At 49.8% G+C, this 24,215-nt stretch carries 24 protein-coding genes and 1 pseudogene; 19 read left to right on the plus strand and 6 right to left on the minus strand.

The window, feature by feature from the left end; all coding sequences use genetic code 11:
- Nucleotides 1–47: 47 nt before the first annotated feature.
- Nucleotides 48–2,399 carry an RNA polymerase recycling motor HelD gene (helD, locus tag NST07_RS14035; RefSeq protein WP_341092512.1) on the plus strand — a complete coding sequence of 784 codons (2,352 nt, stop codon included), beginning with the start codon at nt 48–50 and terminating at the stop codon, nt 2,397–2,399.
- Nucleotides 2,400–2,473: 74 nt separating this feature from the next.
- Nucleotides 2,474–2,617: pseudogene (locus NST07_RS14040) on the plus strand (MFS transporter); the annotation flags it as partial.
- A 43-nt stretch (nt 2,618–2,660) separates the two neighbouring features.
- On the opposite strand, the gene NST07_RS14045 reads toward NST07_RS14040, so the two are convergent.
- From NST07_RS14045 to fsa, 3 genes are all read right to left on the minus strand, one after another.
- A complete protein-coding gene (locus NST07_RS14045; protein WP_342481753.1) occupies nt 2,661–3,863 on the minus strand; it encodes an MFS transporter in 1,203 nt (400 codons plus the stop codon).
- 5 nt (nt 3,864–3,868) lie between these two features.
- Nucleotides 3,869–4,312 (minus strand): MarR family transcriptional regulator, encoded by a 444-nt coding sequence (locus NST07_RS14050; RefSeq protein ID WP_342481754.1) that lies wholly within the window; start codon nt 4,310–4,312, stop codon nt 3,869–3,871.
- A gap of 158 nt (nt 4,313–4,470) precedes the next feature.
- Nucleotides 4,471–5,118: a fructose-6-phosphate aldolase gene (gene fsa / locus NST07_RS14055; protein ID WP_342481755.1), complete on the minus strand. Its 648-nt coding sequence runs from the start codon at nt 5,116–5,118 to the stop codon at nt 4,471–4,473.
- A 274-nt stretch (nt 5,119–5,392) separates the two neighbouring features.
- Between fsa and NST07_RS14060 the strand changes: the two genes are divergently transcribed.
- Genes NST07_RS14060 through NST07_RS14070 form a run of 3 tightly spaced genes read left to right on the plus strand, consistent with a single transcriptional unit; the run spans nt 5,393 to nt 6,914 of the window.
- A complete protein-coding gene (locus tag NST07_RS14060; RefSeq protein ID WP_342481756.1) occupies nt 5,393–5,860 on the plus strand; it encodes a hypothetical protein in 468 nt (155 codons plus the stop codon).
- Nucleotides 5,844–6,398, plus strand: a complete 555-nt coding sequence (locus NST07_RS14065) for a macro domain-containing protein (RefSeq protein ID WP_341092519.1) — start codon at nt 5,844–5,846, stop codon at nt 6,396–6,398. Before NST07_RS14060 ends, NST07_RS14065 begins: the two co-directional genes overlap by 17 nt.
- Nucleotides 6,399–6,437: 39 nt before the next feature.
- Complete coding sequence (locus tag NST07_RS14070) at nt 6,438–6,914, plus strand: GNAT family N-acetyltransferase (RefSeq protein WP_341092521.1); 477 nt, start codon at nt 6,438–6,440, stop codon at nt 6,912–6,914.
- Nucleotides 6,915–6,922: 8 nt separating this feature from the next.
- Here the strand turns inward: NST07_RS14070 and NST07_RS14075 are convergent, their stop codons facing one another.
- Complete coding sequence (locus tag NST07_RS14075) at nt 6,923–7,120, minus strand: hypothetical protein (protein WP_341092522.1); 198 nt, start codon at nt 7,118–7,120, stop codon at nt 6,923–6,925.
- 84 nt (nt 7,121–7,204) lie between these two features.
- On the opposite strand from NST07_RS14075, the gene rpiA reads away from it, so the two are divergent.
- From rpiA to NST07_RS14110, 7 genes are all read left to right on the plus strand, one after another.
- Nucleotides 7,205–7,885, plus strand: coding sequence for a ribose-5-phosphate isomerase RpiA (rpiA, locus tag NST07_RS14080; RefSeq protein ID WP_341097650.1), 681 nt, complete (start codon nt 7,205–7,207; stop codon nt 7,883–7,885).
- Complete coding sequence (locus tag NST07_RS14085; protein ID WP_341092523.1) at nt 7,869–8,372, plus strand: VanZ family protein; 504 nt, start codon at nt 7,869–7,871, stop codon at nt 8,370–8,372. Before rpiA ends, NST07_RS14085 begins: the two co-directional genes overlap by 17 nt.
- 93 nt (nt 8,373–8,465) lie before the next feature.
- Complete coding sequence (locus NST07_RS14090) at nt 8,466–8,906, plus strand: GNAT family N-acetyltransferase (protein ID WP_341092524.1); 441 nt, start codon at nt 8,466–8,468, stop codon at nt 8,904–8,906.
- Between the two features lie 233 nt (nt 8,907–9,139).
- Nucleotides 9,140–9,592 (plus strand): MarR family transcriptional regulator, encoded by a 453-nt coding sequence (locus NST07_RS14095; RefSeq protein ID WP_341092526.1) that lies wholly within the window; start codon nt 9,140–9,142, stop codon nt 9,590–9,592.
- The gene (locus NST07_RS14100; RefSeq protein WP_341092528.1) at nt 9,589–12,747 is read left to right on the plus strand and encodes an MMPL family transporter; all 3,159 of its coding nucleotides are present in this window, start codon (nt 9,589–9,591) and stop codon (nt 12,745–12,747) included. The genes NST07_RS14095 and NST07_RS14100 overlap by 4 nt, the downstream gene beginning before the upstream one ends.
- A gap of 196 nt (nt 12,748–12,943) precedes the next feature.
- Nucleotides 12,944–13,477 (plus strand): sigma-70 family RNA polymerase sigma factor, encoded by a 534-nt coding sequence (locus NST07_RS14105; RefSeq protein WP_341092530.1) that lies wholly within the window; start codon nt 12,944–12,946, stop codon nt 13,475–13,477.
- The gene (locus NST07_RS14110) at nt 13,474–14,619 is read left to right on the plus strand and encodes a DUF4179 domain-containing protein (protein WP_341092533.1); all 1,146 of its coding nucleotides are present in this window, start codon (nt 13,474–13,476) and stop codon (nt 14,617–14,619) included. Before NST07_RS14105 ends, NST07_RS14110 begins: the two co-directional genes overlap by 4 nt.
- Before the next feature lie 123 nt (nt 14,620–14,742).
- Here NST07_RS14110 and NST07_RS14115 read toward each other — a convergent pair whose 3' ends face one another.
- Entirely contained in the window at nt 14,743–15,414 is a 672-nt protein-coding gene (locus NST07_RS14115; RefSeq protein ID WP_341092535.1) for a hypothetical protein, read from the minus strand.
- A 176-nt stretch (nt 15,415–15,590) separates the two neighbouring features.
- Between NST07_RS14115 and NST07_RS14120 the strand changes: the two genes are divergently transcribed.
- Both NST07_RS14120 and NST07_RS14125 read left to right on the plus strand, forming a co-directional pair.
- Nucleotides 15,591–16,586, plus strand: a complete 996-nt coding sequence (locus NST07_RS14120) for an aldo/keto reductase (protein WP_341092537.1) — start codon at nt 15,591–15,593, stop codon at nt 16,584–16,586.
- Between the two features lie 177 nt (nt 16,587–16,763).
- Nucleotides 16,764–16,925 carry a hypothetical protein gene (locus NST07_RS14125; RefSeq protein WP_341092538.1) on the plus strand — a complete coding sequence of 54 codons (162 nt, stop codon included), beginning with the start codon at nt 16,764–16,766 and terminating at the stop codon, nt 16,923–16,925.
- A gap of 312 nt (nt 16,926–17,237) precedes the next feature.
- Here NST07_RS14125 and NST07_RS14130 read toward each other — a convergent pair whose 3' ends face one another.
- Nucleotides 17,238–17,450 carry a hypothetical protein gene (locus NST07_RS14130; protein WP_076111351.1) on the minus strand — a complete coding sequence of 71 codons (213 nt, stop codon included), beginning with the start codon at nt 17,448–17,450 and terminating at the stop codon, nt 17,238–17,240.
- A 241-nt stretch (nt 17,451–17,691) separates the two neighbouring features.
- Between NST07_RS14130 and NST07_RS14135 the strand changes: the two genes are divergently transcribed.
- The 5 genes from NST07_RS14135 to NST07_RS14155 all read left to right on the plus strand — a co-directional run bounded on the left by NST07_RS14135 (nt 17,692) and on the right by NST07_RS14155 (nt 24,207).
- Entirely contained in the window at nt 17,692–19,053 is a 1,362-nt protein-coding gene (locus NST07_RS14135) for an extracellular solute-binding protein (RefSeq protein ID WP_341378356.1), read from the plus strand.
- Between the two features lie 145 nt (nt 19,054–19,198).
- Nucleotides 19,199–20,152 carry a sugar ABC transporter permease gene (locus tag NST07_RS14140; protein ID WP_341092541.1) on the plus strand — a complete coding sequence of 318 codons (954 nt, stop codon included), beginning with the start codon at nt 19,199–19,201 and terminating at the stop codon, nt 20,150–20,152.
- On the plus strand, nt 20,149–21,012 hold the full coding sequence (locus NST07_RS14145) for a carbohydrate ABC transporter permease (RefSeq protein WP_341092543.1): 864 nt from the start codon (nt 20,149–20,151) through the stop codon (nt 21,010–21,012). The genes NST07_RS14140 and NST07_RS14145 overlap by 4 nt, the downstream gene beginning before the upstream one ends.
- An 85-nt stretch (nt 21,013–21,097) precedes the next feature.
- Complete coding sequence (locus NST07_RS14150) at nt 21,098–22,822, plus strand: sensor histidine kinase (RefSeq protein WP_076111355.1); 1,725 nt, start codon at nt 21,098–21,100, stop codon at nt 22,820–22,822.
- The gene (locus tag NST07_RS14155; RefSeq protein WP_341378357.1) at nt 22,819–24,207 is read left to right on the plus strand and encodes an extracellular solute-binding protein; all 1,389 of its coding nucleotides are present in this window, start codon (nt 22,819–22,821) and stop codon (nt 24,205–24,207) included. Before NST07_RS14150 ends, NST07_RS14155 begins: the two co-directional genes overlap by 4 nt.
- Nucleotides 24,208–24,215: the final 8 nt, after the last annotated feature.

Raw genomic sequence — 24,215 nt, forward strand, 5'->3', positions numbered from 1 at the left:
ACCATGGGTAAAAATAAATGTCAACCTTCCAAAGGGGATGAAATGCAGTGGAGAAACATGATAGCGAGTGGAAAGAGGAGCAGGAGCGGGTAACGGGTATAACGAAGCTGCTTAAGGGCCATATCCGGCAGTTGTCTGAAGAGCTGGGTCTGCACCGCAGCGATGTTGTGGATATGCGCAAAGATTTCTGGGAAGAGGTCACGGTTAACTTCAGCAGCCCGGATGATCTGGGCGAGACTTCAACCAGTCTGCGGCAGCAGGCGCAAATATTAAATGAACGCGAGCGCCATCATCTGCAGTCAAGCAAAGCGCTTAAAAAATATAAAAAGCTTGTTGTGTCTCCCTATTTTGGACGGATTGATTTCACTGAGACTCCGAATGGAGAGGTAGAGAAGATCTATCTCGGAATTGGTTCCCTGATGGAGGATAACGGCACCTTCCTGATTTATGATTGGCGGGCCCCAATCTCAAGTCTGTATTATGACGGTGCACCCGGTCCGGCAGTCTATGATACACCTGGAGGACTCGTGAGCGGTACGATGGAACTGAAACGGCAGTTCGTAATTGATGACGGAGTTATCGAAGTGATGTTTGATACCGGAGTAACCATCGGAGATGAATTGCTTCAACAGGTACTAAGCCACAGCGCGGACGACCGGATGAAGAGCATTGTAGCGACGATTCAGAAGGAACAGAATGCGGTAATCCGCAACGACAAAAGCCGGATGCTGGTTGTCCAGGGAGCTGCCGGAAGCGGTAAAACCTCAGCAGCTCTGCAGCGGGTCGCCTATCTGCTCTATAAATACCGCGAGGTGCTGCAAGCCGATCAAATGCTGCTGTTCTCGCCCAATCCGCTGTTCAACAGTTATGTCTCCACTGTTCTTCCGGAGCTTGGTGAAGAAAATATGCAGCAGACAACGTTCCAGATGTATCTGGAGCACCGGCTGGGCCACGAATTTCAACTGGAGGATGTATTCAGCCAAACGGAAAGTTTGCTGAATACACCTGACGGACCGGAAGCCTCAGTGCGCAGAGAAGGGATCGGATATAAATCATCAGTGGCTTTTCTGGATGCCATCCGCCGTTATGTGAATCTGCTGGAGCATGAAAGCATGCAATTCAAGCCGCTGATGTTCCAGGGCCGGGCGATCGTTGGAAAAGATGAGATGGAGCAGCAGTTCTACAGCTATGATTCCAATATCAAGCTGGCGAACCGGATTGATCTGATGACAGGCTGGCTGCTCAAGAAGATTGCTGCGTTCAGCATGGAGGAGCGGAGTGCCCAATGGGTCGAAGACCAGATTGAGCTGCTGGATTCCAGTGAATATCAACGTGCTTACCAAATGATGCGGCGCAAGGGTGGCGGCCATAACGAAAGCTTTGATGATTTCGATACCGAAAAAAGCCTGCTCGCCCGGTATATCGTCAGCCAGCGGCTGAAGCCGCTGCGCGGATGGACCAAGCGGGGGCGGTTTGTCGATGTTAAAGGGCTGTACAGCCGGTTGTTTACTGACCGGGAGCTAATGGAAACCCTCAACAACAGCAATACTTTGCCGGAGGTTTGGGATGAGATTTGCAGACAGACGCTGGAATCTGTAGGGGCCAACGGGCTGGCGTATGAGGATGCAACGCCGTTTCTATATTTAAAGGAGCTGAGCCAGGGCTTCCGGACCAATACGCTAATTCGTCATGTAATAGTGGATGAAGTGCAGGATTATTCTCCATTCCAGCTGGAATTTATGCGCCGCCTGTTTCCGCGGGCCAAGATGACGGTGCTTGGGGACCTGAATCAGGCGATTTATGCCCAGGGCGAGGTGCTTGGCGACCTGGCGGGACTGGTAAGCATTTACGGCGAGGAGAATACCGAGGTGATTTCTCTAACCCGCAGCTATCGTTCGACTTATGAAATTGTTGAGTTTACACGGGCGATGATTCCAGGGGGCGAGCGGATCGTTCCTTTCAACCGCAGTGGGGAAGCACCACAGCTTACTGTTGTCGAAAGTGAGCCGCAGCTGCTTGCCTCGGTTGAGCAGGATATTCTTAATCTGCATGCGGAGGGCTATCACTATGTGGCAGTTATCTGCAAAACGGCGGAGGAAAGCGCACGTGTACATGCCGAGCTGCAAAACAGGCTGCCGGTAAGACTTGTGACAAAGGAGACGCCTAATTTTCAAAAAGGGACACTGGTACTGCCCGCATACTTAGCCAAGGGTGTGGAATTTGATGCAGTCATTATTTATGACGGCTCAGCGGAGAGATATGGCAGGGAGAGCGAACGGAAGCTGTTTTACACCGCTTGTACCCGGGCGATGCATTTGCTGCATATCTATAGCCTGGGAGCACCCAATCATTTCCTTCCGGCCGCCGTGCGCGAGTCTGTAACCGCAGGTTCACTGTAAGCTGAATAACATCATATTGGCCGTTTTCACTTGCTGGGTTGCATATCGGGTCTGCTAATAAACCACAATAAAGTTACCTGTCCGACCGTTATGGGCGGAAAAAGGTTATTCTGCCGAGTCTGCTCATTGCTGCGGCCGGAGGAGCGGTTTGTGTTGCTGCTGCCTGGTTCACAGAGGGGCTGACCGCTTACTGGATCATTCTTGGCGGGCGTGTGATCTCGTTTCTGCTTGTCTTATTTTTCGTTGACGGCTCGCTAGAAATCAAGCAGAGGCAACGGTGCTCCGGTTGCTTTTCCTTCTGATGGTGAGATACGCAATATAGATCAGAAGCAAAAGTGCAGGAGCCATTGCAGAATAGCGGTACATGACCGCATAGGTGTTATACAACGCAACAGATCCAAGGAGCATAGTACCGATTGCTACACCAAGATCCAGTGAGTTGAAGAACATGCCGTTGGCCATTCCCCGCTGGCGTGTGTCAACGGACTGAATCATCCAGGTTTGCAGTGCAGGCTGCATAGATCCGAACCCGATCCCGTAGCATAAAGCAGCCGGGAACAGGGCGGCTGTCGATGAGGCGAAGGAGAGCAGCAGCAATCCGCCGATGATGAACATGCTGCCGGGAATCAGCAGGGCAGCTGGACCGAAACGGTCATAAATTTTGCCTGACAATGGACGAATGATAACAATGGCAACAGCATTAAACAGAAAGAAATAGGCGATATGTTCCAAATGGGCTTCTTTGCCGTAAAGAGCGAGAAAGCCCAGCAGTCCGCCGTATGACACGGACAGCAGAAAGTTCAGCAGGCATGGGATAAACAGCCTGCGAAATGCCCCGCCTTTGAAATCCGCTGCCGGAACCGCAGCGGGTTCCTTGTGCTGACCCGGAAGCACTGCTGTCAGGCGGTAGCCAAGCGGGAAAATTAGCGCCAGAGCGGCTGCGGTAGCAAGCAGCAAGGAGCCGAACCCGGGACCCTGCAGCAGGCTTAGACCGATTAATGGACCGGCAGACATCGCCAGGCTTGTCGACAAGCCGAAATAACCCATGCCTTCACCCATCCGGCGAATCGGGATCACGTCCGAAGCCATTGTCGGAAAGGCGGTACTGGCCATCCCGAAGCCGATCCCGAAGAGCATGCGCATAAGCAGCAGTACGGTTATGCTTCCGGCCCAGTAATAACCGGTGACGGCTACAAGGGATACGGCCAGCCCGAGGAAGATCAGCAGGTTACGGCCGCCTTTCTCCATGGCCTTGGCCGAGAACAGCCGTGAAGCGATGGCGCTAAGCGCAAATAAGCTGGTGACCAGGCTAACCTGCACGGAAGAGGCGTTCAAGGATTCTTCGGCATAGGCCGGGAGAGTGGAAAGTGTCATTTGCAGTCCTGTAAACAGCATCAGGTTGCAAATTGTCAGCAGAATAAACGATTTTGTCCAGAGACGATCAGATGTTGTGTTCAATACCATTGCTCCTATTCTTGGTGTGAATTTCCAGTGTTGTGATAGATCAGCTCCAGCATAACGCGAAGCTCTTCAAGCTTTTCCGGTGAAAGTCCGGCAACCGCTGCTTGGATCATCTGCTGCTCCAGAGGGATTGTGCTTTCGATCAGCGTCTGCCCCTCAAGGGTGGGATACAGCAGAAAGGCCCGCCGGTCGCTGGGACTTGTGGATTTTGTAATAAAACCTTTCTTCTGAAGCAGCTCCACGATCCTCGCAGTTGTGGGTTGATCTTTGGCTGCCGCAGCGGCAACTTCCTTCTGGTTAATGCCTTCTCGGTCAACAATCATTAACAGGACTGACCATTGTTCAGGGGTAATATCGTATGACTTCAAGGCCCGGGCAAACGCATTGGATATCCTCCGGTGGGTGGAGCCAAGCAGGAATCCGAGGAATTGCTGCGGAGAGGAAATAGGCAAAAGAATCATCCTTTCTGAATTACTTGTTATAACAAATATAGTTAAGACAAGTAAATTAGTCAACCTGACGCAAAAAAACACCCCATAGAAATGTATCGGACCCATTATGATCCAATAAGATTTCCACGAGGTGCTTTATGTTAACAGCAGCAGTTCTATTATACTTGCGGAACTTTCTCCCAATCCTTCAGGAAGCGTTCGATACCGTTATCTGTAAGCGGGTGTTTCCAAAGGGAAGGCAGCAAAGAGCCCGGGATGGTTGCAATGTGCGCACCGGCGATTGCCGCTTGCTCCACATGTGCGATGTTGCGGATACTGGCTGCAATAATTTCTGAAGTCAGGCCGTAGTTGGTCAGGATAGTCTTCAGATCCTTGATCAACTTCATGCCGTCAACGCCGATATCGTCCAGACGACCGACAAACGGGCTGATATAGGTAGCGCCGGCTTTGGCAGCCATGAGGCCTTGAGCCGCGGAGAATACTAGGGTAACGTTAGTCTTGATGCCTTTTTTGGTCAATTCGTAGCAGGCTTCCAGGCCATCTTCAGTCATAGGCAGTTTGATTACGACATTGGGTGCCCACTCAGCAATTTCAAAGGCTTCCTTAAGCATTTCTTCTGCTGTAAGGCCAATGACTTCCGCGCTGACAGGACCAGGCACAATAGCAACGATTTCTTTGATTACATCTTTGAACAATCTGCCTTCTTTGGCGATCAGTGACGGATTCGTCGTCACGCCATCCACTAAACCGAGGCGGGTAATACGTTTAATTTCTTCAATATTTCCGGTATCCAAGAAAAACTTCATTGTAAATTTCCTCCCTTGATTTCTTATGGATTGACAAACAGTATGCACAACTTCATTATGGATCATGCCACAGAAAGTTTCAACTGTTAATATGAATATTTCAAAATAACTTTATAGAATTATACATCGCTTTCACTAAGGAGCGGCGTTCTTAACCATGAAGATTTCCTGTGAAAAAAGAAACTCAGCCCATTTCGACCATTCCCGGGATGTTCTCTCCGTGATAATATAGAAACGGTATTGTTGATTTTCTGAAGAATGGCGGGTGACAGAAATGATTACTGTAGTTGGGGGCGTCGTGTTGTTTCTGTTGTTTGCTGCAGGACTGCTTGCCTACCAGAGCAGCCGGATGATCTCTGAGCGGGAGGCGAGTGAATCTGCCGCTCCTACCGGCTCACTGTTGTACTCCGTAGTTAATCAAGCGTTCGCAGAACATGAAGAACGGCCGGAGGCGGTTCCATTATTTCAGTTTACTGTGCTTTTCGGACCAGGAGAACAGCTCGCTAAGGGAGAAAAGGGAACGACTTCCGCTTTATGCCGTGTACCGGCCGGTACGGGAGAGATGGTTCTGACCGACGCGGAGAATTGGATGAGAAGCAACATCCGCAAAGCTTCTATTGAAGGAGCAAGGGTCGTGTTTGTTTCCTTTCCGGAGAAGGCGGACCGCAGGGGAGAGAAAGAGCTGATTCGAAACTTGGAGGTTACGGCGAGAGAGGAGGCCGAACATGCAAATCACCATTAATGATGTAGCGATATCTGTCCGTGAAGGTGACATTACGTCCTGGCAGGGCGATATGATTGTGAATGCATCCAATTCCGGCCTCTATGGAGGCGGTGGTGTTGATGGAGCGATCCACCGGGCTGCCGGACCACGAGTAGCTGAGGAATGTGCGGTAATCCGCCAGAAGCAGGGAGGCTGTCTGCCTGGTGAGGCTGCATTAACGAGTGCAGGCAGACTTCCTTTGCTGGGCATTGTACATACAGTAGGGCCGATTTGGAAAGGCGGTGGCGCCGGGGAAGCCGATACTTTGGCCAAATGTTATGCCAGCAGCCTGGACTTGGCCTGCTTAAAGGGTGTGCGGAGCATAGCCTTTCCAAACATCAGCACCGGGGTTTATAATTTCCCTAAAGCGTTGGCCTGTGAAATTGCGCTTCATACGGTCATTGAGTATGTGGCGGCCCAGGATTCCCGGTTGCTGCCGCTGAAAGAGATCTCTTTTATTTGTTTTGAGAAGGGTAACGCTGAATTATATGAGGAAACGCTTAAAAATTATATATAGCTGGACTTGCACTCTGGTTGAAGTGGAGGAGAGACGGTAATGACGTCCATAGCTGATGTTAATTTTGTTGTAGTTGATCCCGGGAGCGCGGATTTGCTTTCATTAATTGACCGTCTGGATGAGGAGCTGAAATCCCGCTATCCGCATGAGACCATCTACGTTGTGGATTTCACCGATCCGAAGGTAAAAGAGATGACTTTCGTGGTAGCTTATCAAGGAGAGAAGCCCGTCGGCTGCGGAGCGCTGCGCCCGCTTGACCCGGACAGTGCGGTGATGGAGCTCAAGCGTTTCTATGTGGACCCGGGCAGCCGCAAGCAAGGAATAGCCAACAAGCTGCTGCTGGAGCTTGAGGCGAAGGCCATTAGTGCCGGCTGCCGGGAAATCCGGCTGGAGACTGGCATTAAACAGCCGGAAGCCATTGCACTCTACGTGAAGCATGGCTATCGGCCGATTGATTTGTTTGGACCTTATATTGGCGATCCGGATAGTTTATGTTACGGTAAGGAACTCTTCTAATCTGATGTTCAAGCGTGGTATTTACCTGCAGGGGTATTCAGCACCCATTCCAGCATGAGCAGCATATCCTCCAGCCTGGTAAGCTGGGCATTTAGAGCTTCGCGTTGCGGGCTGTCCTCGGCCAGTGGTGTCAAACGTGTCTCCAGAGACCTGCGTTGGAGTGTTAATTCATTGATTTTGGACTGGATCTGATTTTCGGTTCTCATCCGGAATCCTCCTGGTGATAATAATTTTGTATTGTAAATCTATTTCATTATTATAACGGATAATATGGAGGTATTAAAATGAGTATCAATGTAAAACAGCTGGCTGCGGAAAAAGCCGTGGAGTATGTGGAAGACGGAATGAAGGTTGGCCTCGGCACAGGTTCCACCGCATATTGGGCCATCCGCAAGCTGGGGGAACGAGTGCAGCAAGGACTTAAGATTACCGCAGTAGCTACCTCACGTGCTTCGGAGGAGCAGGCCCGCGAGCTGGGCATTCCACTGGTTGCATTTGGTGATGTTGACCACCTGGATTTGACGATTGACGGAGCGGATGAACTCGATGGCCAGCTTCAACTGATCAAAGGCGGCGGCGGTGCATTGCTGCGCGAAAAGATCGTGGCTATGGGCAGCACACGCATGATTGTGGTAGCAGATGAGAGCAAAGCAGTAGAAACGCTGGGCAAGTTTCCGTTGCCTGTTGAGATTGTTCCCTTTGCTTGGGAATGGACAGTCGCTGAACTGGCTAAGCTGGGCTGCAAGCCGGAGCTGCGGCGGAGCGGTGATGAATTGTACAAGACAGACAACGGCAATTACATTGCGGACTGCGGGTTTGAAGCGATTGCTTCTGCTCCTGAACTTGCGAAGTCTCTGCAGGGCATTCCGGGCGTTGTTGAACACGGCTTGTTCATTGGAATTGCCGATCTGGCCATTATCGGCAAGAACGACGGCAGTATCGAAATAGTGGAAGGTGAAAGCAATCTCTAGTCCGCGTAAGACGCAGAAGCCCGGAAACCGCTCCGTACGGGGAAAACTTCAGCCGAAGCCGCGCCGGATATGGGCGTGGATGCTGCTAATTCTGTACAGTGCAGCCGTTGTGTACTGGATGTTTATCGGTTTTGGCCGTGTTGTTCATCCGGACGGACCGCTGCAATATAATCTGGAGCCGCTGCGGACCATAAAACTCTATTTTGATTTGGACAATGGGGTGCCTTTCTCCGGCCGGCTGGTGAATCTGCTGGGAAACGTCGCCGTGTTCATTCCCTTTGGCCTCCTGCTGCCGCTGCTGAAGAAGCGGCTTAACTCCATGTTTGGGTTAACCTTACATATGGCTTTATGGATATTGCTGCTGGAATCTATGCAAATGCTGCTGCGTGTCGGCAGCTTTGATATTGACGATCTGCTGCTTAACTTGCTGGGTGTGTGGATAGGTTATATTTTTCTTCATTTGGCATGGGGTAAATCATTAAACTAAAGTTTCACAAAACTTAAGTGTATGCTTTCGAAGTGAGTTTTGTACGAAGTTTTATCAGGAAGCGATGCTCACAAAACTTTTAGGAGGTTAACTATGCTGATAGATCTGAAGCATCTCGTGGGTTCTCCCGAGGTGAACGAGCTGCTGGCTTATGCTGTTATTGATGAACCGGATGCACTGCAGCGCACTTCAGCCGAATATAGCGCACAGGCTGCACTGCAGCTGTGCGGCTGGGAAGAGGAAGGCCTGCTGCTGGGGCTGGTAGGCTTTGAAGAAACGGAAGACGGGTCACTGGACATCCGCCATATCGCTGTACTGCCAGAGAACAGGGGGAAAGGGTATGCGCGCGGAATGATTCTTGAACTGCTAACTGCGCGTCAGCCCCGTTATCTGCTGGCAGAAACTGAGGACGAAATTGCTGCTGACTTCTACCGCAGCCTTGGGTTCATGGTGTACAGCCTGGGTGAAAATGCCGCAGGAATCGAAATGTTCCGCTGTGTATATGAGGTCGAGGAGACTGAGGACGAAGAATAACGGGAATACCCGCTAAGGGGAAGGCAGAGAGAATTCTCGGCTCCTCCCGATAAACAGCCACAGCCATTACGCATGTCAACGTGCGGAATGGCTGTTTTTGTTATGCAAAATGCAAATTAGCCGCTGCTGGAATACGGAAAGGAACATATTGACTTTTTGGGCGTCAGACCCTATAGTTTTACTGTGAAATAGTTTCATACGTGAACTATTAATAGTGTTGGGAGGTTTGAATTTTGAAAGAAGAGGCAGAACACTGGATCAACCGCTATTTGAATGCATACATGGTGGTGACTAGGCAGATTAGCGCCCGTGTCAAGGAGCGGATTCCGGAAGGACTGACCAATGACCAATTTATTATTCTCCGGCTGATAAACAGTCAGGAGCTTTGTACTTCCACATTTCTGGCCGAGGCAGTTGCGGTAGGCAAGAGTTCGATAACGGCAATTATTAACCGGCTGGACGAAGCTGGACTGATTCAGCGGACCCGGGACGAGAATGACCGCCGCCAGGTGTATCTGACACTCACGGAGCATGGGAAGAGTGTGCATCAGACCGCCGAGAAGCAGGTTCAAGAAGTGATCTCTCCCTATCTGTTTGATTTTGAGGAAAAGGACATTGAGAAATTTATTACTATGTTCGAGAAGCTTGCATTTTTAATGCATGAAACAGGAGGGAGAAACAATTGAAGACCATACTTAAAGCTAGATGGGCTGTAATTTCAGTCTGGCTGGCTGTGGCGGTCGTGTTATTTTTGACAGCGCCGGCGATGTCGGATCTGGTGCGCGAGAAGGGGCAGATTGCTGTTCCGGATGGCTACACTTCTTCGAGAGCGGCTGAGATTATGAGAGAGGTGGCCGACGCCAACGGTGGTGAAACGCTGCACCAGGTTGCCCTTGTTTTTAATAAGCCGGATGGACTGAGCGCAGAAGATACGGAGAGCATTAAGCAGGGCGTTGAGCAGCTTACGGTGAGCAAGGAATCGCTGAAGCTGGATTCCATTACCGACCCCTTTTCTCAAACCGAATTAAAGGATACGCTGATTGCGAAGGACGGGAAGACCATTATGGTCGCACTGTCGGTAAAAGGCGGAGAAGAAGTGGTCAAGGAGCTCCCGGCTAAAGTAGCAGCCCTGTTAAGTGATGTAACTGCCGATCATTATCTGACCAGCGAAGGACTGATCACGGAGGATACCATTGTCAGCTCAGAGGCAGGGCTGAAGAAGTCGGAGTATATTACCGTTGTATTTATTCTCTTGATCCTGTTCGTTGTATTCCGTTCGTTCATTGCGCCGTTTGTGCCGCTGCTTACGGTCGGACTGAGTTATATTGTATCCCAATCGGTTGTAGCCTTTCTGGTGGACAGGTTTGACTTTCCGTTATCCACATTTACGCAGATCTTTATGGTGGCCGTACTGTTCGGGATTGGGACGGATTACTGCATCCTGCTGATCAGCCGGTTTAAGGAAGAGCTGGCAACCTCTGAGGATACGAAAAGCGCGATTATCACGACCTACCGTAAAGCGGGGGGAACGGTATTTTATTCCGGTCTTGCGGTATTTGTAGGGTTCCTCGCCATTGGGTTGTCCAAATTCATGCTGTACCGTTCTGCGGTTGCAGTGGCTGTAGGGATTGCCGTGATGATGCTGGCGCTTGTGACTGTCGTTCCATTCTTTATGGCGGTATTGGGCAAAAAGATGTTTTGGCCATCCCGCGGGAAGCTGGAGCATAGCGAAAGCCGCATCTGGGGGGCCGCTGGTTCCTTCTCCTTAAAAAGACCGTGGGCTGCTCTGCTGATTGTAGCTGCGGTAGTGGTGCCGTTCCTCGTCACTTATGGCGGCAAACTGTCCTTTAACAGCATGGACGAAATCGGTTCCAACTACGCATCGGTTAAAGGCTTCAACATTATCTCTGAGAGCTTTGGGCCGGGAGAATCGATGCCCGGCAAAATAATCATCAAAAATGATGACCGTATGGATACTGCTGAATATATGGGTCTGGCTGAAAAAATCAGCCGTGAGCTGGAAAAGGTCGACGGCGTCAAAGCTGTGCGCAGCATGTCGCGTCCTACGGGGGAACAGATCAATGACTTCCTGATCCCGACCCAAGTGGCTACACTGTCAGAGGGTCTGGATCAGAGCAATGAAGGGCTTACGAAGATTCAAACGGGGCTTGCGGAAGCAAGCAAGCAGTTAAGTGACAACGAGCCGAAGCTGAACGAGGCCGTATCGGGCAGCGCGAAGCTGACGGAGGGCACAGTTGAGCTGAAACAAGGTATCGCCGCGCTGGGCGATGGACTGTCCCGTATAGAGAGCGGCATTAAAAGCGGATCGGCGGGAGCCGGTGAGATCAAAGCCGGTCTGGCGCAGGCAGCGGCCAGCGCAGAGCAGCTTGCGGACGCCAATGCTGCACTATTGGCAGGCTACAAGCAAATCGGCACGGGGCTGACTGCATTGGACGGAGGCGTTGCCGGGCTGCAAACCCAGCTCCAGGGCGTGGCTGCTGCACTTGCCGGGCTGGATGCTTCCTTCACGGGCCTGGAAGCCAGCCATCCTGATCTTCTGCAGGATGTTGATTACCAGACGATTAAAGGAACGGTAACGCAAACCGGCACGGGTACAGCCCAGCTTGCCGCAGGACTAGGACAGATTACAGGGCAGCTTAAAGCTGTAGCTGCCGGTCTGAACAAGGCCAACACCGGATATGCCAAGGCCGTTGCCGGCCAAACGGCGCTGGCACAAGGTCTGGGCAAGCTTGTCGCCGGAATCGGCCAGTTGCAGACGGGCCTGAATCAAGCGGCGGCGGGGCAAGGCCAAATTGTCGATCGTATTCCTTCGATCACAAATGGGCTCGACCAGCTGCAAGGCGGCCAGCAGCAGCTTGCTGACGGGTTCAGCCAGCTTACCGGACAAATCGGCCAGCTTACGGACGGTTTGAACGACAGTACGGATGGCCTCAAGCAAATCACCGGCGGGCTGGATTCCGCTCAAGCGTACCTGGGGCAAATTCAGGAGGCCAAAGACGATGAACTGAGCGGATTCTTCGTACCGTCTGAGGCGCTGGAAGCCGGGGGCATCCAGCAGATTTTTGATACGTACCTGGCAGGTGACGGCAAGGTGATGACGCTGGACGTTGTTTTCGCCGAGAACCCCTATAGTTCCGAAGCGATCGACAGCATGGGAGACATTCAGGCTGCCGTGGACCGGGCTGTGAAGGGCACGAAGCTGGAGAATGCGGAGACCGCGATCAGCGGAGTGACCAGCACCTATAGCGATCTGCAGAAGATTTCCAATGAGGATTATTCGCGGACTGTTATCCTGATGTTGGGCGGTATTTTTATCATTCTGGTATTGCTGCTTCGATCGATTATCATGCCGATTTATCTGATAATTTCACTCGTTATCACTTACTTTACGGCGCTGGGAATTACGGAAGCCATCTTTGTAAATCTGCTGAATTATTCCGGAATTACCTGGACTACTCCGTTCTTCAGCTTCGTCATGCTGATTGCGCTTGGGGTGGACTACAGCATCTTCCTGATGGCCCGCTTTAATGAGAACAAGACCTGGGATGTGCATGAAGCGATCCTGCATGCCATGCGCAATATGGGGACAGTCATTCTGTCGGCTGTAGTGATCCTGGGCGGAACCTTTGCCTCGATGTATCCTTCCGGCGTATTGTCGATGATGCAGATTGCTACTGTAGTTCTGGCCGGTCTTGCTCTTTATGCACTGGTTTTCCTGCCGTTTTTCGTTCCTGTTATGGTACGGATGTTTGGCCGGGCGAACTGGTGGCCGTTTTCTTCGGCATCAGCGGAGGATCAGCCGAAAACATTAGATTTATAAGCTTGTACATGATTTGATAATGGTAAAGAGCAGGCTTCCGGGGCAGCGGAGCTTGCTCTTTGCTGTTTTTGAAGAAGCAGGGAGAAAAAATATTTCATACATAGAGGTAACCTTTCAGCCCTATGCTCCATCTAATCAGCTGTATGGAAGCAAAACAAGAGGTGCTGCAGCTATCCGAACGAAAGGGGGGGATTGATTGAACAACGGACAAGAGGATCAGATTAGACGTGCGCAAGCCGGGGACAGTGAAGCTTTTATTCAGCTGGTTAAGGGACTGGAACGGCAAATGTACAGTATGGCCAAATCCATTGTCAGGAATGACGAAGACTGTGCGGATATTATGCAGGAGACGGTCATGAAGGCATATAAAGCATTATCCGGATTAAAAGAGCCTGCTTTCTTTAACACTTGGCTGTTTCGTATTCTGATCAATGAATGTAATATGATTTTGCGCAGACGGGATCGGGTAATCGTCATGCCTGAACCTCCAGAGCACCTGCTGATATCGTCTTCGTTTGGGGGGGATATGGATCTCCGTAATGCCGTCAACCGTCTGGAGGAGATTTCACGGACCATTGTCATTCTTCATTATTATCAGGGGTTGACGCTGCAGGAAATCGCCGGGCTGCTGGAGCTATCGGAGAGCGCAGTTAAAACCAGATTGCACAGGGCAAGGAAAACCTTATATGAATCTCTGGCGGAGCCCGCGGAAAGGAAGATGAACGGATGAATCAGCAACAATTTGAAAGCAGGCTGGCAGGATTAAGGGAAGAGCCTCTTACAGAGCTGCCGGAGCTCGTACAAGCCCGTATGAACGATACCTACCGGGTAATTGGCGGAATGGAAGGAACAGATCCTAAGGTTCCAGAAACAGCAAAAACCTCTAGGAGCCGGAGAAAACGTTCTTGGCTTACCCGGGTGATGATCAGTGCTGCCTCTGTGGCTGCAGGGCTGGTGTTGATCATCAGCCTGGGGTTCGTGTCGCCGGCAATGGCTGATACCTTGAAGCAACTGCCGTTCCTGGAAAGTGTGTTCAAGGTGGCAGGCGACGCCGGGCTTAAGAAAGCAAATGAGACTGGTGTAACGGCGGACATTCAGCAGAGCGTTACGCATGGCGGCTTGACGTTCAGCGTGTCGGAACAGATGTATGATGGGAGCCGGTTGTCCCTGGTGCTTACCAGAAAGCAAGCGGGTAAGACTGGAGAGGAAGGACCCTTGTCTGATTTGTGGACTATTCCCGATCCTGAGACCGGCTTGTTGAATAGGATCGATTCTTATGTCAATGGAGCTGAGGTCATCACCGGAGGGGGAATCGCTTCAGGAGGCCCGGATGCGCCTGACTCCGTTATTGTTACAGTCTTTAATAATTCAGAGAATCAGCGGATTCCGGATGAGTTTGATTTCAAAATGTCATTTACCGTTCCGGGAATCCGGCAGCCTTTCGAGTTTGAATTTCCGGTGAGCAAGAATACGTTGGAAGGCTATATTCTGACTCCGAAAGAAACAAAAATCCATGATCATATTCATCTGCGGGTCAAGCGGCTGGAAGTTAGCGAAACCACGACCCTGCTGATGGCAGAGTTTGAAGGGGAACAGGGAGAGGATGTAAGGGCCTTTCAAGAAGCGATACCGGAAAAATATAAGAATAACGGGTTTTTGTCTATCTTCTTTGATGTAATGGATGAACAAGGGAGGGAGGTTCGCGTGCTAAGTATCAGCGGTGGCTCCGGTGAAGGCGATACTTTAGATTCCAGCAATGTGTATGAGCCGTTTGAAACCATACCGGAGAGTATTGTAATCAAGCCCTACGTCTGGAAGGATGGACGGAAGCTTTACATTCCTGAGTTTGAAATAACCGTTCCTGTAAAATAGCATAAAAAACCTCCGGCATGCACAAGTAGTGCAGAAGCCGGAGGTTTTTGCGTTTTGTGTTAATGATTGCAGGAAGGAATAGGCGTATAATGGAGCCATCCCGGTTATTTATGTACCGCTGAGTCAGCGCAGCTTTGCGAAATAACTGCGCAGCGCCCAGCCCCGTTCCTGCCGCTTCTTGTACTTTGGCAATGAGCGGTAAATGGCCGTGGATTCGGCAAAAGCGCGTTTGGCGTCTTCATTTCTGCCCAGTGCCTTGTACATAGAGCCGGCCAAATAGTAGGCTTCACTGGAAGAGGACTGAATTTCCTGGAATTGTCCTACATAATAAAGAGCTTTGTCATGGTCGATATTGCGGAAAGTCTCGGCGAGACGGAGATAAGGCTGCCCATATTGCGCTCTGCGGTTGATTTCCAGTCCTTGAAGCATTTGCGCTTCCCCCTCGGGAAGCTGTCCCAGCTTGAGATTCACATAACCAAGCTCCACCCAATATTCCGCAGATTGCTCGTACCGGTCAGCGATCTGCACAAGCAGCTCTTTGGATTCGCTGAAACGCTTGCGTTCAGTCATCAGCCGGGCCAGATCGAATTTGGCGGAGACATCATTCGGATTCAGCGAGATGGTTGTCCTCAGCTTGGAAATTTGCCGGCTCCGGCGGAACGGCTTCGTGATGCTTGGAAAGATTCCGACATATCGGCGGTCGAGGAAATACAGAATGACCAGCAGGATGATTAGGGCAAGAAAAGGATTGCCGACCAGATTTAACAGCATGAAAAAACCGAAGAATTTTAACATGAATTCCCTCCATTAATGATTGTGTTTCCATTCTGCAACACGGTTAGTTTGTAGTATGGCGTTGCAGAGCAGGGTAATTATACCATATTTGCTAGCGGATCTGAGCTCTATTTTGAAGTGGTTTTGATTCTGGAGAGATTTTTATTATCCTGGTTCTGAAAGAAGGATGAAACTTGGTGACAGAGACAACAGCAGTAACTTTACGCCCCTTAGGCCAATCATCGTTATCCGTTTCACCGCTCGGGCTGGGCTGCTGGCAGTTCAGCCGGGGAAGCGGAATCGTAGGAAGGTACTGGAGTAATCTTAAGGATGAAGATATTCTGGATATCGTGCGTGTCAGTCTGGAAGGCGGCATGAACTGGGTCGATACCGCAGAGATCTACGGCGGCGGCAAATCAGAAGAAGCGCTTGCCCATGCGCTGGATCAATTGCAGCAGGAGAGCAGTCTCCATGCCCAGCCGCTGATCGCCACCAAATGGTGGCCGATGCTCCGCACAGCGAAATCTATTACCTCTACGATTGATGAACGGCTCACCTGTCTGGGCGGGCGAAGCATCGATCTGTACCAGATTCACCAACCGTTTTCCCTGTCCTCAATAGCCAGTGAAATGAAAGCGATGGCCGGTCTGGTCAAGGATGGTAAAATCCGTTATGCAGGAGTCAGCAACTATTCGGCCCAACAGATGGTTGAAGCGCACAGGATATTGCAGCAGTATGGTCTGACTCTGGTCTCGAACCAAGTGAAATATAATTTGCTGCACCGGAAGATTGACGAGAATGGAACAATGGAAGCGGCGAAGGAGCTGGGCATTTCAATCATTGCATACTCTCCGCTGCAGCAGGGGATTCTGACCGGACGTTTCCATAGGGATCCTTCACAGATCCGTGCAGTTTCGAGGATGCGGCGGATGCAATCCGGTCTGGATGAGAAGAGCCTGGCCCGCAGCAAGCCGCTGATTGATCTATTATCAGTTTTGGCCAAGAAATACGGAGTGACACCGGGCCAGATTGCCCTGAACTGGCTCATGCATATTCACGGGGACACAGTGGTCGCCATTCCAGGCGCTTCCAAAGTCCGGCATGCGGAAGAGAACATCGGGGCCATGAGGTTCAAGCTTGATAGGGATGAGCTGGAGCAGCTGAATGAAGCCTCATGGGCAGCCTTGAAATAAGACATTCGATATGAAAAAGGATTATAACCTCCGGCCGGATTATCGGCGCGGAGGTTATTTTTTTTCCTGAAAGTGCAAAAAAACTGTTTAGAGTTGGAAATGACGGGTTAAATAAGAGATAAGAAAATGCGCAACCACGCAAACTGAGGTATAGATTACGGAAGGAGGTTGAACTTTATGAGTATGACGGTACATAATCTTATGGCTTTCAATCATCAGTATTTTAGACCTCAACCCGTGGTCGAAGCCAAATCATCCAACTCTGATGACAAAACACGCAGCTTTCAGGATATCCTGAACGAAAAGCTGAAGACATCAACGAACGAGATGAAGAGATAATTAGGAAGTTTATAACAGAGTGATGACAATGAGAGAAGCCGGACAAAAATCCTCCTGAGAGGGTCTTTGTCCGGCTTCTTTGAATTTTACGGATATTGGGGTCTGCGCAATCTCCGTGAAATCTCCTTCGCTGTTTGAGTACAGCTTCGTATGCATCCTTTCGGACTCATATTTGCGCGTTTCATTAAAAGCTTTTTTGCAGGTAGGAATGATATTCAGCAAGTTGTGGGACATAAAAGTCGATAATTCCGTGAGAAACTCCATTGCTGGTGTTGCTGAAGGACTATCCTCTCCATTCTCAAAATATTTGAGCTAGGGTCTGACCTCAAAAAATTGGCAGCTCCGCCGGGAATAGTAGGTTAAATCGCTGACCCGCGACTGGATGACAACATCCGAATCTGTAAAGCGGACAACCGTCGCTCCGGAATTCACCAGATGATCGTCCTGAAAGACGCGCACAGGCAGCTTGCGGTCAACGGCTTCCTGTAAATCACTGTCTGTCAGTAAAGGGCGGTTGATGGGCATAAAAGGTACTCTCCTTTGATGGGGGAATAATTGCTTGAAATAAAACCAGTATACCTGTGCAGAAGATAGAAATCCAATGGTTCCAATCGGAAGGCGGCTGTTAAAGTGGGTGTATTAGAACCGGAATTTACCATATCGTAAATATTTCCACCTCAAATCGGAAGTTTGCCTCCTCAAAAAAAGATTTCTCCTACTGTACACTAAGACTTGTAAGAGAAACCTTTGAGAGGGGTACAGAGGAATGAAAAAAGCAAAGAATCTGGCGTTGACGCTTGCTTCAATCATGCTCGTTGGTTCACTGGCAGCATGCGGAGGTAACAACAACGCTGAAAACAACACTGCGAAAAATAATGCAGGTAACACCGTTAAAAGTACAGATGCACCGGCAACCGAAGGAGATAAAACGGAACCGGCTGAGAAGGTTGAGCTATCATTCTGGACACTTGGCAGTGTTAACTATGAAGAGCTGGCGAAAGAATATACCAAGGAACATCCGAACGTTACAATCAAAATTCAGAACACCGGTGACCAGACTGCACATCACAACAATCTGACAACTGCGTTGTCGGCGAATTCGGGAGCGCCTGATATTTTCCAACTTGAAATCGGTTTCATGGAACGTTTCCTGGGTGCTCAGGATAAATTCTACAACCTGAATGATCTGGGAGCAAAAGATATTCAAGCCAATTATCTCGACTGGAAATGGAAGCAAGCCTCCTCTGTTGACGGCAGCTTCCAGCTCGGACTTCCAACAGATATCGGTCCTACCGTTGTTTACTACCGCACGGATTTAGCTGAAGCAGCGGGACTGCCAAGCGATCCGGAGGGGTTCAGTGCTGCTATTGACTCATGGGATAAGCTAGCTACTGTGGCGAAAGCCTACAAGGACAAAACTGGTAAATACTTCTCTGACTTAACAGATCTGACGTATAACGCACTCCGCGACCAATCTCCTGATGAAATCTACTTCAGCAAAGCTGACGGCAAATTTATCGGAGATACCAATCCGCAAGTGAAAAAAGCTTACGACTTCACCGTTAAAGGCATTCAGGAAGGCTGGATCAGCAATATGCTGCTGTGGTCACCTGAGTGGGGTCAAGGCATGACCGACGGATCGTTCGCCGTAGTTATGGGTCCTGCATGGATGGCCGGCTATATTAAGACCAACGCTCCTGATTCTGCCGGTAAATGGAAAATTGCTCAGCTGCCGGAAGGTGCCGGAAACTGGGGAGGTTCGTTCATCACCCTTCCTAAGGAAGGCAAACATCCGAAGGAAGCTTATGATTTCATTCAATGGCTCGTTAACAAGGACAATCAGCTCGAATCGTTCAAAGCTAAGGGCCTGATGCCTTCCATTCCTGCACTGTATGAAGATCCGGCATTCGTAGATTTCAAAGATGACTTCTTCGGCGGCCAACAAATCGCAGTTGAATTTGGTAAGGCGGCTAACCGTGTTAAACCGGTATACTACGGACCGCTGCATGACCAAACCGATACCTTCTTCAAGAACGCGCTGAAAAACGTAATTGAGAAGAAAGCCGATCCTGCCAAAGAGTGGGATGAAGCAGTTAAACAAGCGAAAACCCTGGAGGAACGCAGTTAAGCGTGTCAATTAGGAAATGATGCCTGTAATGCCGGATTCATGGAGAGCCGCACCCTCTGTGAGTCCGGTTTTAGTGAAATAGGAAGATGTAATCAACGATCAAGACTCCTATCGGAGTTTTTGCTATATTCCCTGGAGGTGTGACATGGCTGAACCCGTAATAACGAGTCCACATGCCGAGAGCAGACGCCCTTTTTTAACTGAACAAAGACGGAGCCGCATCACTGCTTATACATTTATTTCTCCGTTCTTTATTCTGTTCTCGATATTTGGACTGTACCCGATCTTCTTTACGTTTTATTTATCTTTCTTTAAGTGGGACGCACTCAATCCGATGAAATTCGTCGGGATGAAGAATTACGATCTGGTCACAAGCGACCCGACCTTTTGGATTTCCTTCAGCAATACGCTGATTATGGGCCTGATGGGCACGCTGCCGCAGGTGTTTCTGGCGCTGCTGCTCGCAGTGCTGCTGCATTCAGGAATGACGCGGTTTAAGAAAACCTTCCGTATTCTGTATTTCATGCCGAACATTACGTCGATTGTGGCTGTTACGCTTGTATTCAGCACCTTGTTCGGCAACAACGGGATGATCAACTGGATGCTGAACGGGCTTGGACTGGACAGCATGGCCTTCAACTCCGGCTGGTGGGGCGTAAAGATTGCCATTTCCACCATGGTTATGTGGCGCTGGACGGGCTACAACGCGATCATCTTCCTGTCTGGCCTGCAGAGCATACCGATGGATCTGTACGAGTCCGCGCGGATTGACGGTGCGAACAGAAGACAGCAGCTGTTTTCCATCACGCTGCCGCTCCTCAAGCCGTTTATTATTTTCGTATCCCTCCAATCCACGATTGGTGCGCTGCAGCTCTTCACAGAGCCATATGTATTCTTGGGCCAATCCGGTACCGGATCAACCCGCCAGGAAGGGATTACAATGGTTACTTATTTATACAGCGAAGCATTCCGCAACGGATTCTTCGGTACGGCGGCGGCTACGGCGGTTATGCTGTTCCTCGTCACTATTCTATTCTCCATCCTTAATATGCTGATTACCAGAGGCACAGGCGGAGAGTCTAGGAGGAGAAAAGCGTGAGCACACTGCGAATTTTCAGAAAAAAACCGGATGACCTCGGTTTCTTCGGCAAGTTGGGGTTTTATTTCCTGCTCATTCTCGGAGCATTAATCTCTGTCTTTCCGTTCTATTGGATGTTTGTTGTAGGAACCAATGACAAGGGTGCCGTGTTCCATAAGCCACCTTTGTTAACCATTGGTGACCAGTTCTTCGACAACTTTAGCAGAGTGCTGGAACGGTCGGATATCTTCCTGGCACTCGGCAACTCGCTGTTCGTCTCGACCATGGTCACGATTTCGGTTGTGTTCTTTTGTACCCTGGCCGGCTATGCATTTGCCAAATATGAGTTTCCGCTCAAGAACATGCTATTTGTGTTCGTCATCGCCACGCTAATTGTTCCACAGCAGCTGGGTGTAATTCCGACTTATGTTATTATGTCCAAACTGCACTGGATCGACAGCTTCAAGGCGCTTATTGTGCCTGCGATGGTCAATGCCTTCGGGATCTTCTGGATGCGCCAGTATATCTCCTCTGCGGTGCCTACCGAACTAATCGAAGCCGGACGGATTGATGGAGGCGGACATTTCCGGATCTTCTGGAAAATTGCTGTTCCTGTCATTACTCCGGCAATGGCTACACTTGGCATACTTAACTTTATGACGGTATGGAATGACTTCTTCTGGCCGCTCGTCGTCCTGAAGAATAAAGAGCATTTTACCATTCAGATCGCGCTGCAGCAGTTGTTCAGCGCACGTGATGGTCTTGACTATGGGATGATTATGTCAGCAACTTTTACGGCCACACTTCCGCTGCTCATCGTCTTCCTGTTCTTCAGCCGTTGGGTAATTGCCGGTCTGACCTCAGGCGCAATCAAAAGCTAAACTGGTTTTTAATGTTAAACAAGGAAATAGGGAGTACCGTGAAGAATAATAATGGGCAGAGACAGCAGGAGGAAGGGAAAGGCATATGAAGCTCCGCCGCAAAATCTTGTTCGCTATTATTCTTCTCGTGTTCATTCCCGTGATCGTGATGGGGATTGTTACGTATGCGAATTTTTCCAGTGCCATGGAGAAGAAATCAAGCAATTTTTACTGGATTTCACTTTTGGAGACAGACCGCAAGCTTAAGTTTGCACTCAGCGAAATCTCATACATTACAAATTCGGCTATTATTTCGCCTAAAATTCAGGAAACGCTCAAACAGCCGAATTTTGTACTGACCTACGACATTAAGCAGGACATTAACAACCTGCTGATCAATCATCCGATGATCACTTCTTTCAGTCTTTACGGCAAGGATCGCCTGATCTATCAGTACAACGCCCCGATGCCCTTCAATGAGATGCGCCATCAGAACTGGTACCGCGCGATGGAGGAAGCGGAGGGCCGGCCGGTATGGTCGGGACCCGGAGAGAATGGTTCGGAAGCTACCGGCAATCCGGTACTGGTGCAGTCCAGAATTATCAAGGATTCATATTCCCTGGAGGATATCGGTTATCTGGTCGTTTACGTTAAGCCGGATTTGCTTGACCAAATTTTCTGGGAAGCTGCAACACTGAAGAAAGGGGATATTCTGCTGGTCAACAAGCAGGGGAATATCGTCTTTAACAAATCCGGTGAGCATATCGGGCAACAAACCCATTTTCCATTTCTGCAGGAAGGTTACGCCCAGGCTCAGGATTATTACATTGACAATTATCAAGGAGAGAAATCACTGATTACTTTCCTTCCTTCTCATAATTTGGACTGGAATTTGGTGGCCATCACTCCCATGAATCTGATTTCCTCGGAATCGGACTCTATTCGCAATCTTGCCATCATTCTATCCACGGTATCGCTGCTGTCCGCCTTTTTGTTTGACCGCTATTTCATCCGAAGGCTTGTGCGCAGCATTAACAGCGCGGTCAACGGTATGAAGCGGGTCAAGCAAGGAATCTTTACTCCGATTACGACACCTTTGCGCTCAGATGATGAAAGCGATCTCTTGATTGACGGCTTTAACCGGATGAGCTCGCAGATCAGCGAACTCATCGAGCAGGTTCAAACCGAGCAGGGCCGCAAAAAGGAAGCGGAAATGCAGGCATTGATGGCGCAGATTAATCCGCATTTTATTTATAATTCACTGGAATCCATCAACTCTATGGCGGTGCTGGCGGGGAACAGGGACATCAGCAAAATGGTCATTTCTCTCGGCAGGCTGCTGCGGATCAGCATCAGCCAGAACCAGGAGCTGATTCCGCTGCAAATGGAGTTTGAGCATGTCCGCCACTATCTGGATATTCAGAAATTCCGTTTTGAAGACAAATTCTCTTACGCCATTGACTTGCCCGATACCCTCAGAAATGTGATGACACAGAAGCTGATTGTTCAGCCGATAGTGGAAAACGCGCTATATCATGCCATTGAGCAGATGGAAGAGCATGGGGTGATCACCATCGGTGCACAAGAGACAGGTAAGGATATTATTATCATCGTCAAGGATAATGGTCCGGGCTTCGATCTGGCCACACTGATGAGCCTATGGAATACAGAGCACAGCAATCCGAAGAAGTACAGCGACAGCGGCGTAGGCCTGAAGAATGTGCATGAGCGCCTAAACATCCGTTTCGGCAATCCTTATGGTATCCTCGTTTGTTCGTCCCCAGGATTCGGTTCGACAATCTGTATCCGTATTCCCAAAATCCAGCCATGAAAATAAGCGAAAACGGGATGAAAGAGGGGCGAGGAGCTGTGAAATGGGTGATGAAATGGGGCTGGATACTGCTCTATATCCTGCTTATGGCCGGAGCGGTATTATTTATAAATTTTGGCAACAGAGAGCCGATTGAAGATAACTCACCAGAGAAGATTACGCTGACCTTCCGCCATTTCTGGATCAAGGAGCATGACAAGCCGCTGCTTGCAATATATGAAGAGGTCGTTCAGGAATATCAGAAGGAACATCCCAACGTCAAAGTGAATTTCGAGGGACTCGACCAGACGATTCACCGTGAGCAGAAGCTGAAAAACGAGATGGTCACGGGTACACCGCCGGATATGTTCGTGTTGTTCGGCGGTGCGGAGATTGAGCCGTATGTCCGCTCCAACCGGTTGATGGATCTGACTGATTTTGTGCAGGAGAACGGGCTGAAGGGCCAATTCAGTGATCTGCATCTATGGACCTTCAACCAGCATATCTACGGATTGCCGATTGAGGGAAATGCCGAGCCGCTTTATTTCAACAAAACGCTGTTCAGCAAGCTGGGCATCAAAATTCCCGGGACGGTTGCTGAACTGGATGTTGCGATTAAGACGTTGAAGAAAGCAGGGTACATCCCATTTGCTCTCGGCAATGAAGACCGCTGGCCTGCCGGGATATTCGCCCATTATTTAATGGACCGGTATGCCGGACCGGAGCTGATTCAGAAGCTGGTTACCGGGGAGGACGGGAGTACCTTTCAGAATAATTTGTACTCCCAGGCTTTTCAGCATCTGGAGCAGTGGATTGAGGAGGAGGCATTCAGCGCCAAATCCAATGATTTGTCGACGGAGAATGCGGTCCGTTTATTTACAAGCGGCAAGGCTGCGATGTATTTGAACGGTAACTGGGATATTAATCTGTTTTCGGGAGACACGGCTCCGGCAGATTTTCAGAATCAGGTAGGAGTGATTCCTTTTCCCGCTCTGAACCAAGGGACAGAACCGTCCATCGCGGGAGGTTATACGATAGGAATCGGACTCTCCTCCAGCCTGAGCGGAAGTAAGCGGGAAGCGGCGCTGGAGCTGATGAAAGCATTCTATACAAAAGAGATTCAGACACAGATTGTGTATGAGGGATTAAGAATACCTTCGATGCGGATCACCATTGATCCGGATAAGACAGGACCGGTATTCGCTCAGGTAATGGCTATGATGGAGGGTAATCACCAGAGCTTTGTTCCGTACGACAACCTGCTGTCTCCAGAAGTGAAGAAGACCTTCCTCAGTGTCATCGAGGAGATGATCGGCGGAGGGATGCAGGCTGACGAGGCGCTCGCGCAGCTGCAATCCGCTTCGGAACAATACTGGAATCTGATACAAAGTTCTACAGTTCAATAAGCTGGGGG

Source organism: Paenibacillus sp. FSL L8-0340 (genome assembly GCF_038593145.1).
GTDB lineage: Bacteria > Bacillota > Bacilli > Paenibacillales > Paenibacillaceae > Paenibacillus_AQ.

Coding starts and splice junctions, on each gene's coding strand:
- NST07_RS14070 (WP_341092521.1), top strand. CDS start 6,438: ATGACGTCCATAGCTGATGTTAATTTTGTTGTAGTTGATCCCGGGAGC.
- NST07_RS14090 (WP_341092524.1), top strand. CDS start 8,466: ATGCTGATAGATCTGAAGCATCTCGTGGGTTCTCCCGAGGTGAACGAG.
- NST07_RS14075 (WP_341092522.1), bottom strand. CDS start 7,120: ATGAGAACCGAAAATCAGATCCAGTCCAAAATCAATGAATTAACACTC.
- NST07_RS14060 (WP_342481756.1), top strand. CDS start 5,393: ATGATTACTGTAGTTGGGGGCGTCGTGTTGTTTCTGTTGTTTGCTGCA.
- NST07_RS14065 (WP_341092519.1), top strand. CDS start 5,844: ATGCAAATCACCATTAATGATGTAGCGATATCTGTCCGTGAAGGTGAC.
- NST07_RS14125 (WP_341092538.1), top strand. CDS start 16,764: ATGAGTATGACGGTACATAATCTTATGGCTTTCAATCATCAGTATTTT.
- NST07_RS14150 (WP_076111355.1), top strand. CDS start 21,098: ATGAAGCTCCGCCGCAAAATCTTGTTCGCTATTATTCTTCTCGTGTTC.
- NST07_RS14130 (WP_076111351.1), bottom strand. CDS start 17,450: ATGCCCATCAACCGCCCTTTACTGACAGACAGTGATTTACAGGAAGCC.
- NST07_RS14140 (WP_341092541.1), top strand. CDS start 19,199: ATGGCTGAACCCGTAATAACGAGTCCACATGCCGAGAGCAGACGCCCT.
- NST07_RS14155 (WP_341378357.1), top strand. CDS start 22,819: ATGAAAATAAGCGAAAACGGGATGAAAGAGGGGCGAGGAGCTGTGAAA.
- NST07_RS14110 (WP_341092533.1), top strand. CDS start 13,474: ATGAATCAGCAACAATTTGAAAGCAGGCTGGCAGGATTAAGGGAAGAG.
- NST07_RS14045 (WP_342481753.1), bottom strand. CDS start 3,863: ATGGTATTGAACACAACATCTGATCGTCTCTGGACAAAATCGTTTATT.
- NST07_RS14135 (WP_341378356.1), top strand. CDS start 17,692: ATGAAAAAAGCAAAGAATCTGGCGTTGACGCTTGCTTCAATCATGCTC.
- fsa (WP_342481755.1), bottom strand. CDS start 5,118: ATGAAGTTTTTCTTGGATACCGGAAATATTGAAGAAATTAAACGTATT.
- NST07_RS14115 (WP_341092535.1), bottom strand. CDS start 15,414: ATGTTAAAATTCTTCGGTTTTTTCATGCTGTTAAATCTGGTCGGCAAT.